We start from the raw sequence: 13,102 nt of genomic DNA, 5'->3' as shown, positions 1-13,102 counted from the left end.
TTCTATTGAACATCGCGCTTCCCTTTGTTCAGATAGCTGGCACCACAGGACCCAGTGACTCCCGCAGCTTTATTTCTGCTTCCAGTTCAATCGGCGAAACAGCAGTTTCCCCGTTGCGCATTCTCACAAGCAGCTTGGCGGCCCCCGCGCCCATTTTTCTATGCGGGACATGAACGGTCGTCAGCGCAGGGGAAACGATTTCCGCGACTTCGATATCGTCAAAGCCCGTGATGGACACTTCGCCGGGCACGTCTAAGCCCAAAGATCGGGCTTTGGTCAGCGCGCCTGCTGCAAGCACATCGTTTCCGCAAAAAACTGCAGTTGGGCGCGAACTGTCAGACATGAGGCCTTCGAACGCAGCGGCGCCGTTCGCTATGGAATACGGTGTTTCAACAATTGTCAGAGATGCGGGATCCAAGCCCGCCTCCAACATGGCATCCTGAACACCCTCGAACCGTTCCCGGGCCCGGTCGTTTCCGACACGTGGTGCTGTGACAAACGCAACCTTTTTATGCCCAAGGCTCAGTACGTGCCCCGCTAGCCTGGCCATGGCTTTTCTGTTGTCAAAGCCAATCGATGGGCGCGATTGATCCCCGTTGAATGTCCACGCCACCACATACGGTATCTTGTGCTGCTCAAGAAACGCATAGCTCCGCGGTGTACGGTCATGCCCAATCAGCAAAAGCGCATCTGCTCCGCGTGCGACAAGCGCACGGATCTGCTCTTCTTCAAGTTCTGGGCTGTATGATGAACTCGCCACCAAAAGGGTCACTCCGTGACGTCCCAGTTCTTCCTGAAAAGCTTGCAAACCTCGGGCGAAAATCGCGTTCTCCATCGTTGGAACAATTGCGCCAAATGTATTGGTCCGCTTGGCCGCCAACGCCCTTGCACCGAAATTTGGGGCATAACCAAGGTCATCGACAGCTTTCAAAACCTGCTTGCGCGTCTCTTCAGAGACCTTGGAAGGGTAATTGAGGCAGCGCGATACAGTCGCTGTGGATACCATCGCCCGTCGCGCCACGTCTTCCAGCGTTGGTGATGTCGCTAGTTTGTCAACAGAAACTGAATGCCGGTCAGTTCTTCCCATGTGCAACGCAGTTCATTTGTGAGAGCTTAACACTCAATAAAGTCACTTCGCCGAAGTGACAATGCTACGATATGAGTTCAGCAATGTAAGCGCTTGCATTAAATCATGCAAGCGCTTACATTTCATGAGAATCAAAATGGGGAGGCCACTTTGTTCCTTGCTCTGTCTGTCGGATTGTTTGCGGTGTTTGCCGCAAATGTCGCGCTAGGTGCCTTCAATGCTACTCAATACCTGAGCGATGTCGGCGAAATGCTTGTTCTTTTCGCCGCGTCCATTGCCTTCGTGGTGGCAACGCTAAGGCGAGAGGCCAACGAGAAATCAAAATAACTAAAGCATAAAGACATGATCCAAAGGGAGGAAAATATGGACCATGACAAGCACGAAAAGGTTTCCGAGGAACGGCGAAATTTCCTGAAACTTGCCAGCACCGGCAGTTTCACCGCCGCGATGGTGGCCGGCGCCGGAGGCCTGCTGTGGTCAAGCGAGGCATCAGCTCAAACTGCAAAAGAAGAAAAAGAGCGTCAGGATGCGGCTGAATTCACGATGACAGTGGCGACGGCCTATGTTCTGGGTGCGTCGCGCAGCTATCCGATCATGCAGCTTGACCTGAAGGAAAATATCCAGAACGCGACCAACGGAAAGATCTACGTGAAGCTTGCCCCAGGCGGACAGCTTGGCGCGGGCGGAGCTTTGGTTCAGGCCGTACAGGCAGGCACCATTCAATGCGCGCAGCATTCACTGTCGAATTTCGCGCCCTTTGCAAGCGCCGCCGACCTGATCAACATGCCTTACTTCTGCGGTTCCAACCAGCGTTTCACTAACCTGGTAACGTCAGATGCATGGAAATCCGAAGTCCACCCAAAGATCGAAACCGCCGGCTTCAAGGCACTTTTCTACGTGAACATCGACCCGCGTGTTGTCGCTGTGCGCAAGGGTGGCAACGCGGTGATTACCCCTGCGGATATGGCAGGCATAAAGTTCCGTGTGCCGGGTTCGAAGATGCTTCAGCAATACTATCGGATGGTCGGCGCCAACCCGACCCCAGTGGCTTGGGGCGAAACACCATCCGCCATTAAGCAAGGTGTCGCCGATGCGCTTGATCCATCAGTTGGAGCGCTTTTCGTCTTTGGGTTCAAAGACATCCTCAGCCATGTGACATTCACCCAGGCGGTTCCGGACAGTCAGGTTTATTCGATGAACCTGGAGTGGTTCAACTCGCTGCCAAGCGACGTTCAGGAAGGTGTGGAATTTGCGGGTGAGCTGACCTCTCACCAGAACCTGGCCAAAGTCCCTTCGGCACGCGCCTATGCGATGGCCGAACTGGTGAAGGCAGGTGTGGAGTTCCATTCGCTCAGCCAGGATCAATTGGGCGAATGGCAGGCTGCCGGAGGATTCCAGCGCCCCGAATGGGACGAGTTCAAGGTCGAACTTGCCGGGTCCATGGACACCTTTGCCAAACTGGAAGAGGCAGCTGGTACAATGGGCCGATACTACGTGCACGACGCGTAGCGGTGTCTCACATCAATCTGGACGGCGCATCAGTGCCGTCCCTTCATCCTGATGGGCAGGTTTATCCAATCATGTGATTGGGTCCGTCACTTTGTGACGCGAGGGAGACGTGCATGGCGCGAATACTACAGAGTCTGAACCGGAACGCCGAACGATGGGCGCTTCTGACTTTTTACACGATGCTTGTGGTCACGATGTTCGTCGAAGTTTTGCGGCGCGAGATTCTTTCCTATTCGTCGATCTGGGGAGAAGAAATCGTCCGCTACTCTTTCATCTACCTCGCCTGGATCGGCGCAGCCGCGGCTGTCCGTGAAAGAGGGCATATCAGGATCGACGTGATCATGCATTATGTCGGCCCCCGGACCAAAGCCTTGCTGTATTTGTTCGGGGACATTGTGATGGTCTGTGTTTCAGTCGTCGCTCTCTACTATTCGTACGAGACAGTGCACGTTTCCGCAAAATTCGGATCGGTCACTGACGGCCTTCGGATCAGCAGGGTGTGGTTCCTGATGGCCGTTCCGATTGGCTTCGGCCTGGTGCTGCTTCGCCTCTTCCAATCCATATACCGCGATATCGCGGACCTTCGTGCGGGTCGTCCCGTCTACGAAGGCGACAAGTTGTTCGACTGAAAGGAGCGACACAGTGCTTTGGAATCAGCTCGATCAATCCGTGGTGCTTGGCTGGGATTTTTATGGCCCCGTCATCCTGTTCGTAATCCTTGTTGCACTGGCCGTCCCGGTCTGGGCGTCCATCGGTGCCTCAGCAATCCTGATGCTCGTATGGTCAGGCGCGCTGCCTCTCAGCCTTGTTGGCGAGAAATTGTTTTCTGGAATCGATTTCTTTGCCCTGACCGCCGTTCCACTCTTCATCCTGACAGGTGACGTTTTGGTGCGAACGGGGCTCAGTCGAAAATTCCTAGACGTGGCCGAGGCGCTGACTCAGTTCGCCAAGGGTGGGTTTGGGTCGGCAACTGTCCTTGTCTGCGGCATGTTCGCTGCGATCTCGGGGTCCGACGCAGCCGGTGCTGCCGCCGTCGGCAGAATGACAATCGACCGTCTTGTCGAATCCGGTTACCCCCGCCCCTATGCCTGCGCCCTTGTTGCCGCTGGCGCCTGTACCGGCATTCTGATACCGCCTTCGATCGCATATATCATCATCGGCCTTGTACTGGGGATTTCCGCCTCGACGCTTTTCCTTGCGGCGCTCATTCCGGGCATTGCAATTTTGCTGTCCATCCTTGCCACCAACATCATCATGAACCGTCTGAAAGGATGGGAAGGCGGTGGGAACATCTCGATGGGCGAGTATTTCTCACGGCTTGGTAAATCGCTGAAATCCGGCTGGTATGCGTTTCTTGTGCCGGGAATTATCTTCTACGGAATCTTCTCGGGCCGTCTGACCCCAACCGAGGCGGGTGCCACGGCCGTGGTGGTGACGATCATCATGGGGTTCATCCTGCGCACCCTGAAGCTCAGCGATTTCCCCGCAATGTTGGTCAGCTCTGCCAAGGTGAACGGTGTGATCCTGCCCATTATCGCCTTCTCTGCACCCTTGGCCGAAGCTCTGGCGATTATTGGCGTACCTCAGGGGTTTGTTGCGGCGGCAACATCAGTGAGCGACGATCCGATGGTTCTGATCCTCATGATGGTCTGTATCCTGATTGCCGCAGGATGCGTGATGGAGACGACACCCAATATCGTGATCCTGGCACCCATCCTCAAGCCTCTGGCCGACGACATCGGGATGAACGAAATCCAGTTCTGCATCATGATGATCACCGCCCTGGGCGTGGGTTTCATAACGCCGCCTTTGGGCCTGAACCTGTTCGTGGTGGCCGGGATCACTGGCGAGTCGATCCTGAGAATTGCCTATCGTGCAATCCCGTTCGTTCTTTTCATGCTGATCGTCACACTCTTCATCGCCTACGTACCGACGATTTCGACGGTGCTTTTGCCGGACATCTACAAATAGGACCGCATAATGCCGAGACATTATCTCAAGAAGGCAACGCTCACCTCGAAAAGCGACGCTTCGGAAACAAAGAAGATTGTTCGGGGAATCCTCGATGACATTGAAGCCGGGGGCGATCAATCGGCTTTGGAATATGCCAGAAAATTTGACAAGTATGACGGTGAAATTCTGCTTTCCGAAGAGACAATCAAGGCAGCAGCCGCACAGGTGCCAGCCAAGCTGAGGCGTGACATCGAATTTGCCCATGCGAATGTGAAACGCTTCGCCGAGGCGCAGAAGCAGACGGTGAACGATTTTGAGATTGAAGTTGTTCCCGGCTTGGTTGCTGGCCAGAAGGCGATCCCGGTGGCCGCCGCTGGTTGCTATGTGCCCGGTGGCAGGTACAGCCATATCGCAAGTGCAATCATGACCGTTACGACCGCAAAAGTGGCGGGCTGCAACCATATCGTTGCATGTTCCCCCCCACGTCCGGATGTGGGTGTCGCCCCGGCCATCATTTACGCGGCCCATGTGTGCGGCGCAGACAAGATTATGGCGATGGGCGGAGTGCAAGGGGTCGCCGCGATGACCTTCGGGCTGTTTGGCCTACCGAAGGCCAATATTCTCGTAGGCCCTGGAAACCAGTTTGTGGCCGAGGCGAAACGGATGCTGTTTGGCCGCGTCGGGATCGACATGATCGCCGGGCCGACCGACAGCCTGATCCTGGCGGACAAGACGGCTGACCCGATGGTCGTTGCCACGGACCTCGTGGGTCAGGCTGAACACGGATACAATTCTCCGGTCTGGCTGGTCACGGATAACACGCCTTTGGCTGAAGAAGTCATGCGGCTTGTTCCCATCCTGATTGCCGATCTGCCAGAGGTGAACCGTGAAAACGCAACGGCGGCGTGGCGTGACTATGCCGAGGTTATCGTTTGCGCAGACCGCGAGGAGATGGCAGCCACATCCGATGACTATGCGCCCGAACATTTGACGGTTCAGGCAGACGATCTGGATTGGTGGCTGGGGCGGCTGTCCTGCTATGGCTCTCTGTTTTTGGGAGAAGAGACCACCGTCGCCTTCGGCGACAAGGCATCCGGCACAAACCATGTTTTGCCGACCTCGGGTGCTGCCAGCTATACCGGCGGATTGAGCGTGCATAAATACATGAAAATCGTGACCTGGCAGCGCGCCACACGTGAGGGCGCGAAACCGGTCGCTGAAGCTACGGCCAGAATTGCACGTCTGGAAGGGATGGAGGGTCACGCGCGAACAGCTGACATCCGCCTGCAGAAATACTTCCCCGATGAGACTTTCGACCTGACCGCAGAAGGTTAACGCAATGGCCGCTCAGGATCTGTTCAGTGTTTCTGGCCGGGTCGCCTGCGTGACGGGCGCCAGTTCGGGCCTTGGTCGCCGCGCCGCCACCGTTTTGGCGCGGGCAGGCGCGTCTGTGGTCGGAGTGGCGCGTCGAGGTGAGGCGTTACGCGACTTGCGCGAGGAAATCGGTCAAAACTGCGCTGTGGTCGAGGCCGATATCGCGAACAGGGACAGCCTTGCACAGTGTGTGGAGCAAATTGCGCAGCCATTCGGGCCGCCTGACATTCTGGTTCATGCAGCTGGCCTGAACCCACGTGAAATGGCGGGTGAGGTCACCAGTCAAGGGTGGGATGCAACCCTTGCCATCAATCTTTCGGCGCCGTTTTTCCTGAGCCAGCAGTTCGCGCCAGCAATGCAAGCCAAAGCATGGGGCCGGATCGTGAACTTTGCTTCGCTCCAATCCTTCCGTGCCTTTCCCGGCGGTGTCGCCTATGGCGCCAGCAAAGGCGGTGTCGCCCAGTTGACACGCGCCATGGCCGAGGCGTGGTCGGGCAAAGGCGTCAACGTCAACGCCATAGGGCCCGGGTTTTTCCCGACCGAATTAACGGCAGCGGTTTTTGACGACCCGGAACGCGCAGCCCGTAATGCGGCGCAAACCTGCGTGGGCAGAAACGGTAGGCCCGAAGATCTGGACGGCCCACTGCTGTTCTTATGCTCGGACGCATCCCGATATGTGACGGGGCAGATTCTGATGGTCGATGGGGGGTTCACCGCAAAATGAAAGCGCTTGTGTATGATGCCCCGGAAACCCTTGGCTTTCGCGATGTCCCCGATCCGGTTCCGGCTGCCGGAGAGCATTTGATCCGGGTCGAAGCCGTCGGGATCTGTGGCTCGGACATGCATGCGTATCTCGGTCACGATGACCGGCGGCCTGCCCCTTTGATCCTTGGGCACGAAGCAGCGGGCGTCATTGTAGGGGGGGCACGCGACGGCGATCGTGTGACCATCAATCCACTGGTTACCTGCGGCACCTGCCAGGCTTGCAAAGCGGGGCGCGAAAATCTGTGCCCAAATCGTCAAATCATCTCGATGCCACCCAGAGAGGGCGCGTTTGCACAGTTCGTTTCTATACCTGAAACCAACCTCGTATCCGTGCCTGATGGTGTGAGCCTTGAAAAGGCCGCGTTGGCAGAACCGCTTGCGGTAAGTTGGCACGCAGCGAAACTGGGCCTGGACGCATTGCATCCCAGCATGGACCAAAAGGCTCTGGTGATCGGCGGTGGCGCGATTGGCCTTGCCGCTGCGCTGTCGCTGAAAGCAATGGGGATACCAGAGATCACCATTGTCGAACCAAATGCCACTCGACGCGCATTCCTGAGCGACACTTGTGACCTGACCGTCGCCGATACGTGGAACGCACAGGTCCCGCTTGTCATCGATGCCGTGGGCTATGCTGCAACGCGCAAGGCGGCCTCCAGTCTGGCTGCGCCGGGCGGAGTGATTATTCATATTGGCCTTGGCGAGGATACGGGCGGTCTGGATATCCGCCGCCTGACGCTGCAGGAAATCTCGTTCATCGGCACCTATACCTACACCGCGCAGGATTTCCGCGACGCGGCGCAAGCGCTGTTCGATGGCCGACTGGGTCCGCTGGACTGGTTCGAGAGCCGCACGCTGTCCGACGGTGGCTCAGCGTTCTCCGACATCCGATCAGGTCGCGTCGCCGCCCCCAAAATCATTCTGAAACCATAGCACCCCAAGCGGTGCGCCCCATGAGGAGACAATAACTATGTCCGAAATCCCCCACCTTCTTGTTCACGAGCACGCCGACAATGTTGGCGTCGTGGTTGTCGAGGGGCTTGTTGCCGGCACCGATATGCTGTGCTGCGTGACGCATGACAATTCGACGTTCCGGTTAACCGCCGGGGCTGACGTACCGATCGGTCACAAGATCGCGCTAAAGGATTTCTCGACCGGCGATACGGCCATCAAATACGGCGAAGATATCGGCAAAATCATCGCCGACATCCCCAAGGGCGGGCATGTCCACACTCATAACTGCAAAACCAAGCGCTGGTAAGGAACCGACCCATGGCATCAAAATATTCAAACATGACGGTAATGGGTTACCGTCGCGAAAACGGCCGGGTGGGTGTTCGCAATCATGTGATCATTCTGCCAGTCGACGACATTTCGAACGCAGCATGCGAAGCCGTCGCCAACAATGTCAAAGGCACGATGGCCCTGCCCCACGCTTATGGCCGTCTGCAATTTGGGGAAGATCTTGAACTGCATTTCCGCACAATGATCGGTACAGGATCGAACCCCAATGTCGCTGCCGTCGTTGTCATCGGGATCGAGCCCGGTTGGACCAAGCGCATCGCCGATGGAATTCGCGAAACCGGCAAGCCGGTGGCTGAATTCTCGATCGAGCAAAATGGTGACTTCGAAACGATTCGCGCGGCCAGCTGGGCGGCGAAGGAATTCGTGCATCAAACGTCCGAATATCAGCGCGAAGAATGCTCGATTTCCGAGCTATGGGTTTCGACCAAATGCGGCGAAAGCGACACCACAACTGGCTTGGGTTCTTGCCCGACTGTGGGCAACATGTACGACAAACTGCTTCCCGAAGGTATTTACGGCTTTTTTGGTGAAACGTCCGAAATTACCGGCGCCGAACATATCTGCCAGAAACGGGCGGCAAACGAAGAAGTGGGTGAACGCTGGTACAAAATGTGGAAGGCCTATCAGGATGACGTGATCTTTGCCCATCAGACAGATGACCTGTCCGACAGTCAGCCGACCAAGGGCAACATCGAAGGCGGATTGACGACCATCGAAGAGAAAGCACTGGGCAATCTCGAAAAAATCGGGCGCACATCGCAATATATCGACATCCTCGAACCTGCCGAGGCACCGCGCGCGGGCAATGGGCTTTATTTCATGGACTCGTCATCGGCAGCGGCAGAATGCGTTACGCTCATGGCGGCAGGCGGGGCAGTGATCCACACCTTCCCTACAGGGCAAGGTAACGTCGTTGGAAACCCGATCGTCCCGGTTATCAAGATCACGGCAAACCCACGCACAGTACGCACCATGAGCGAACATGTCGATGTGGATGTTTCAGGCATCCTGCGCCGTGAAATGACCATTAACGAGGCCGGAGACGCGCTGATCGACATGATCTGCCGCACCGCCAATGGGCGCAGCACAGCCGCCGAAGCCTTGGGACATAGGGAGTTTTCGATGACAAAACTCTACCGCAGCGCATGAGGAAAGGGGGCAGGCGGCCTGTTGGTCGCCTGACCGAATTGCAGATGGTTACATCGACAGTAACCCTGTCACTTACCGAGGCCGAAGAATTGGTGATGGCAGCGCTGTGCGCTGTTGGCACCCATTCCCAGAATGCACGTTCCGTCGCTGCTGCCCTGGTTGCAGCAGAGGCCGAAGGTCAAATCGGGCACGGGTTTTCTCGCCTTGCGGATTATGCCGCCCAGGTGCGATCAGGCAAAGTGAATGGAATGGCCCGCCCCCTTTGTTCGGCCCAAAACGATGCGGCGCTGACAATCGATGCTCGGAACGGGTTTGCCTACCCGGCTCTGGATATTGCCATCGATGTGGGCATAACGGCAGCCAGACGCCATGGCTGTGCCTCGGTTGCGGTAACCCGTTCCCATCATTGCGGGGCGCTTTCGATACAGGTGGCCAAGATCGCGCGGGAAGGGCTGATTGGCCTGATGGTTGCCAACACCCCTGCCGCAATAGCCCCTTGGGGTGCAAGTACACCGGTGTTTGGCACCAACCCGATCGCCTTCGCCGCGCCCAGGCTGAACAACGACCCTCTGGTGATCGATTTATCGCTTTCCAAGGTCGCGCGCGGCAAAATCATGCATGCCAACAAAGTCGGAGAAGCGATCCCCGAGGGCTGGGCCGTGGACGCAGACGGCAAACCCACGACCGATCCCGAGGCAGCATTGGCCGGTTCCATGCTGCCGATGGGCGGGGCGAAAGGAACAGCGCTGGCATTGATGGTCGAAATCCTTGCCGCTGTCCTTCCGAATGCCAATCCAAGCAGATCGGTTTCGTCGTTTTTCACGGCAGAGGGCCCGCCCTCGGGATCCGGGCAGTTCCTGCTGGTGCTGGCACCCCCTGACATCGAGGCATTTATAGCCCGCCTTGAGCTGATATTGACCTTCATCAACGATCTGGAAGGTGCCCGTCTACCGGGTGATCGCAGGGTAGCTTCAATTTTCATGGCGCGCGAAAAGGGGCTGAGCGTACCCCGGCATTACATAGACTACGCGCGAGAATTGGCGGGCCACCATGCCTGACATACGCATAGCCCACTGCCCAGCCCCGCGAAAAATTCCTGACCAGAACAACACGCGGGCCCACCTGTCAATGACCCAGAAAGGAAAGAAAGGTGCATAAGCATATCCTGATACCCGTCGCACTGGACCACGAAGACCTTGTGCCACGTAAAGTCGAAACCGCGCGCAGGCTTTTGGAAGACGGCGGCAAGGTTACACTGATCACGGTGCTTGAGAGTATTCCGGGGTTTGTGAACGAGTTCGTCACGATCAAAGAGTCCAACAACCTGACACAGAAGGTCAATTCTGCGCTTGCTGCAGCCGCAGGCGATGCGGAAGATATTGAAACGCGCGTCATCTCGGGAAAACCGGGCGTTCAGGTGGCGGAGTTTGCCAAACAAAATGACGTGGACCTAATAATCGTCGGATCGCACAGCCCCGGTGCACAAGGATATTCGCTTGGGTCCACCGCCGCTCGGGTCGCACGACGCGCGCCATGTTCCGTTTACATTTTGCGTTGATTTGAACGGCATAGGCCCACTAACTGATTAATATTTCCAAAGCGGAAAGGTCGTTACTGATCAGTCGGCAACTGTCAGGATTTCTTCAAGCGGCTTCTTGATCTTTGCCACGGCCGGTACTTTTGCATCCCTGGCCGCATGCCCGACAGCGACGATCATGATCGGTTTTTCACTGTCGGGTCGGTCAAACATCTTGTTGAGGAACTTCATTGGGTTCGGCGTATGCGTCAGAGTCACCAAACCGGCATGGTGAAGCGCCGCCAACAGGAAACCGCAGGCAATGCCCGTACTTTCCGGCACGTAGTAATTCTTGAACCGTGTCCCATCCTCGAAATAGCCCCAGCGCTGCGCGAAGACGACAATTAACCACGAAGCGTCTTCCAGATGTGGCTTGTTGTCGTTGGTGCCAATGGGCTCCAGCGCTTTCAGCCATTCGTCACCTGCGCCGCCATCGTAGAATTGCCGCTCTTCCTCTTCAGCGGCTTCGCGTATCTTCTTTTTGAGGGCCGGATTCGAGATGGCAACGAAGTGCCACGGTTGATGGTTGGCCCCGGAAGGCGCAGTACCTGCCGTGCGAATGCACTCTTCGATCACTTCGCGTGAGACTGGCTTGTCCGAATAATCCCTGACAGTGTGCCGCCGCTTCATCATCGCATGAAATGCGCGGGCTTCTTCAAGGCTTTGTGACTCTGAATAATCCAGACGGTCGGGAAGATCGATGGGCTCGTATTTGATTTCGTCGCGCGCAAACATTCGCTGGGCCTTTTCTTGGTGAGCCATCCGTTCGAACGCGATTATTGGTTCAGGATACACATCGTCCGATTAGCTCGGGTGCAAAAAGATGTCTGCGATCCCGGTTACAGTGTCAACTGCGGGGATAGCTGGGGCTCCAAATCCTGCGGCCGTTATTTCCGCACGCCCACCTCAACGCATAACAAACGGGTTCGCCATGGGTCGATCTGACGTATTCAGCCAGACAGATTTGGTGCGTGTATAATCGTGAATGGCTTCGATCCCGGCTTCCCTGCCATATCCGGACTGATTGTAGCCGCCAAAAGGTGCGATAGGTGATACGGCGCGGTATGTGTTGATCCAGCAAATACCGGCGCGAAGACGCGATGACACGCGATGGGCCCGGGCAACATTCTCGGTGAAAACGCCCGAACCCAAGCCGTATGCGGTATCATTGGCCAAGGCGATGGCTTCTTCCTCAGTATCGAAGGGCAGCAGGGACATGACCGGTCCAAACATCTCGACCTTGAGGGTCTCTGTCTCGGGGGTGTTACATTCCACCAGCGTCGGGGCCATGTAGTTCCCAGGTCCATCCAGCGGAGTACCCCCAAAACGGACGCGGGCACCCTGTTTCGTGGCCGCGGCCAGCGTTGTTTGAATGTTGGCGATCTGCGCCTGCGTGCACAGAGGGCCGATATGTGTTGCCCCGTCCAGCGGATCGCCAATAATGACGCCTTTCATTTTTTCTTCGATACTTGTGGCCAGCGCTTCCAATATCGGGCGATGAACCAAACCGCGTGATCCGGCCACGCAGCTTTGACCGGAAGCTCCGAAATTTCCTGCAATCAACCCATTTGCAGCACCATCAAGATTGGCATCGTCAAACACCAGAATCGGAGACTTTCCACCCAACTCCAACGTGGTTACGGCAAAATTCTCTGCCGAGTTGCGCACCACGTGACGCGCCGTTTCCGGCCCGCCGGTAAAAGCGATCCGGTCCACATCCGGGTGTCGCGTAAGGGGGATAGCGCAGTTGTCGGGATCACCTGTTATCACGGAGACAACGCCGGGTGGGAACCCAGCCTCATGAACCAGCCGGGAAAACTCCAGCATTGGGGCCGGTGCAATTTCTGATGCCTTCAATACAACCGAACAGCCAGCCGCCAGTGCCGGGCCAAGTTTGGTCGCGGTCAAAAACATCTGCGCGTTCCAGGGCACGATCGCAACCACCACCCCGATGGGTTCGCGCCTTGTAAAGACGTGCATGTCCGGCTTGTCGATCGGCAGTACCGCCCCCTCGATTTTGTCTGCAAGCCCGGCATAGTAGCGGTAGTAATCACTGACATAAGCCGTTTGGCTTGCGGTTTCAGCCAATAGTTTCCCGCTGTCGGTTGTCTCGATCTCGCCCAGTTGTTTCGCATTTCGTTCGATCAATTCTGCCAGACGGAACAATAGTTTGCCACGCGCGGTCTGGGTCAGGTCACGCCAGTCGGGGTCGTCAAGTGATCGGCGCGCGGCAGCGATGGCACGGTCGACATCTGCGGGTGCCGTGCAGGCAAAACTGGCCCAATCCTCACCCGTTGCTGGATTTTGAGTGGCCATCACCTGCCCTTGCGCTCCTTCGGTCCACACGCCATCGATATACAGCTGATAATGGGGTTTCTTTGGCATCA

At 56.8% G+C, this 13,102-nt stretch carries 14 protein-coding genes; 11 read left to right on the top strand and 3 right to left on the bottom strand.

Annotation, left to right across the window (positions count from 1 at the left end):
- Positions 1–28: 28 nt before the first annotated feature.
- Positions 29–1,087 (bottom strand): LacI family DNA-binding transcriptional regulator, encoded by a 1,059-nt coding sequence (locus ACP0GE_RS02590; RefSeq protein ID WP_424830437.1) that lies wholly within the window; start codon positions 1,085–1,087, stop codon positions 29–31.
- A gap of 105 nt (positions 1,088–1,192) precedes the next feature.
- Here ACP0GE_RS02590 and ACP0GE_RS02585 point away from each other — a divergent pair, with 105 nt between their 5' ends.
- The 11 genes from ACP0GE_RS02585 to ACP0GE_RS02535 all read left to right on the top strand — a co-directional run bounded on the left by ACP0GE_RS02585 (position 1,193) and on the right by ACP0GE_RS02535 (position 10,697).
- On the top strand, positions 1,193–1,414 hold the full coding sequence (locus ACP0GE_RS02585) for a hypothetical protein (protein WP_424830436.1): 222 nt from the start codon (positions 1,193–1,195) through the stop codon (positions 1,412–1,414).
- 36 nt (positions 1,415–1,450) lie between these two features.
- Positions 1,451–2,596, top strand: coding sequence for a TRAP transporter substrate-binding protein (locus ACP0GE_RS02580; protein ID WP_424830435.1), 1,146 nt, complete (start codon positions 1,451–1,453; stop codon positions 2,594–2,596).
- 113 nt (positions 2,597–2,709) lie between these two features.
- Positions 2,710–3,225 carry a TRAP transporter small permease gene (locus tag ACP0GE_RS02575; protein WP_424830434.1) on the top strand — a complete coding sequence of 172 codons (516 nt, stop codon included), beginning with the start codon at positions 2,710–2,712 and terminating at the stop codon, positions 3,223–3,225.
- A 13-nt stretch (positions 3,226–3,238) separates the two neighbouring features.
- Positions 3,239–4,567 (top strand): TRAP transporter large permease, encoded by a 1,329-nt coding sequence (locus ACP0GE_RS02570; RefSeq protein ID WP_424830433.1) that lies wholly within the window; start codon positions 3,239–3,241, stop codon positions 4,565–4,567.
- A 9-nt stretch (positions 4,568–4,576) separates the two neighbouring features.
- Complete coding sequence (gene hisD / locus ACP0GE_RS02565) at positions 4,577–5,884, top strand: histidinol dehydrogenase (RefSeq protein WP_424830432.1); 1,308 nt, start codon at positions 4,577–4,579, stop codon at positions 5,882–5,884.
- 4 nt (positions 5,885–5,888) lie between these two features.
- On the top strand, positions 5,889–6,647 hold the full coding sequence (locus ACP0GE_RS02560) for an SDR family NAD(P)-dependent oxidoreductase (RefSeq protein ID WP_424830431.1): 759 nt from the start codon (positions 5,889–5,891) through the stop codon (positions 6,645–6,647).
- Positions 6,644–7,618 (top strand): zinc-dependent alcohol dehydrogenase, encoded by a 975-nt coding sequence (locus tag ACP0GE_RS02555; protein WP_424830430.1) that lies wholly within the window; start codon positions 6,644–6,646, stop codon positions 7,616–7,618. Before ACP0GE_RS02560 ends, ACP0GE_RS02555 begins: the two co-directional genes overlap by 4 nt.
- Before the next feature lie 37 nt (positions 7,619–7,655).
- The gene (locus ACP0GE_RS02550) at positions 7,656–7,946 is read left to right on the top strand and encodes a UxaA family hydrolase (protein ID WP_424830429.1); all 291 of its coding nucleotides are present in this window, start codon (positions 7,656–7,658) and stop codon (positions 7,944–7,946) included.
- 11 nt (positions 7,947–7,957) lie between these two features.
- A complete protein-coding gene (locus ACP0GE_RS02545) occupies positions 7,958–9,139 on the top strand; it encodes a UxaA family hydrolase (RefSeq protein WP_424830428.1) in 1,182 nt (393 codons plus the stop codon).
- A gap of 44 nt (positions 9,140–9,183) precedes the next feature.
- Positions 9,184–10,197 (top strand): Ldh family oxidoreductase, encoded by a 1,014-nt coding sequence (locus ACP0GE_RS02540; RefSeq protein WP_424830427.1) that lies wholly within the window; start codon positions 9,184–9,186, stop codon positions 10,195–10,197.
- A gap of 92 nt (positions 10,198–10,289) precedes the next feature.
- Positions 10,290–10,697: a universal stress protein gene (locus tag ACP0GE_RS02535; protein WP_424830426.1), complete on the top strand. Its 408-nt coding sequence runs from the start codon at positions 10,290–10,292 to the stop codon at positions 10,695–10,697.
- Between the two features lie 60 nt (positions 10,698–10,757).
- Here the strand turns inward: ACP0GE_RS02535 and ACP0GE_RS02530 are convergent, their stop codons facing one another.
- On the bottom strand, positions 10,758–11,450 hold the full coding sequence (locus tag ACP0GE_RS02530) for a nitroreductase family protein (protein ID WP_424830425.1): 693 nt from the start codon (positions 11,448–11,450) through the stop codon (positions 10,758–10,760).
- 171 nt (positions 11,451–11,621) lie between these two features.
- Complete coding sequence (locus ACP0GE_RS02525) at positions 11,622–13,100, bottom strand: aldehyde dehydrogenase (RefSeq protein ID WP_424830424.1); 1,479 nt, start codon at positions 13,098–13,100, stop codon at positions 11,622–11,624.
- Between the last annotated feature and the right edge of the window lie 2 nt (positions 13,101–13,102).

Origin of the sequence: Ruegeria sp. (genome assembly GCF_965243365.1) — a bacterium.
Classification (GTDB): Bacteria; Pseudomonadota; Alphaproteobacteria; order Rhodobacterales; family Rhodobacteraceae; genus Ruegeria.
Note: the sequence above shows the minus strand (reverse complement) of the source record. Positions and strands in the feature narration are given on the sequence as shown.

Coding starts and splice junctions, on each gene's coding strand:
- ACP0GE_RS02590 (WP_424830437.1), bottom strand. CDS start 1,087: ATGGGAAGAACTGACCGGCATTCAGTTTCTGTTGACAAACTAGCGACA.
- ACP0GE_RS02585 (WP_424830436.1), top strand. CDS start 1,193: ATGCAAGCGCTTACATTTCATGAGAATCAAAATGGGGAGGCCACTTTG.
- ACP0GE_RS02580 (WP_424830435.1), top strand. CDS start 1,451: ATGGACCATGACAAGCACGAAAAGGTTTCCGAGGAACGGCGAAATTTC.
- ACP0GE_RS02575 (WP_424830434.1), top strand. CDS start 2,710: ATGGCGCGAATACTACAGAGTCTGAACCGGAACGCCGAACGATGGGCG.
- hisD (WP_424830432.1), top strand. CDS start 4,577: ATGCCGAGACATTATCTCAAGAAGGCAACGCTCACCTCGAAAAGCGAC.
- ACP0GE_RS02560 (WP_424830431.1), top strand. CDS start 5,889: ATGGCCGCTCAGGATCTGTTCAGTGTTTCTGGCCGGGTCGCCTGCGTG.
- ACP0GE_RS02555 (WP_424830430.1), top strand. CDS start 6,644: ATGAAAGCGCTTGTGTATGATGCCCCGGAAACCCTTGGCTTTCGCGAT.
- ACP0GE_RS02550 (WP_424830429.1), top strand. CDS start 7,656: ATGTCCGAAATCCCCCACCTTCTTGTTCACGAGCACGCCGACAATGTT.
- ACP0GE_RS02545 (WP_424830428.1), top strand. CDS start 7,958: ATGGCATCAAAATATTCAAACATGACGGTAATGGGTTACCGTCGCGAA.
- ACP0GE_RS02540 (WP_424830427.1), top strand. CDS start 9,184: ATGGTTACATCGACAGTAACCCTGTCACTTACCGAGGCCGAAGAATTG.
- ACP0GE_RS02530 (WP_424830425.1), bottom strand. CDS start 11,450: ATGTTTGCGCGCGACGAAATCAAATACGAGCCCATCGATCTTCCCGAC.
- ACP0GE_RS02525 (WP_424830424.1), bottom strand. CDS start 13,100: ATGCCAAAGAAACCCCATTATCAGCTGTATATCGATGGCGTGTGGACC.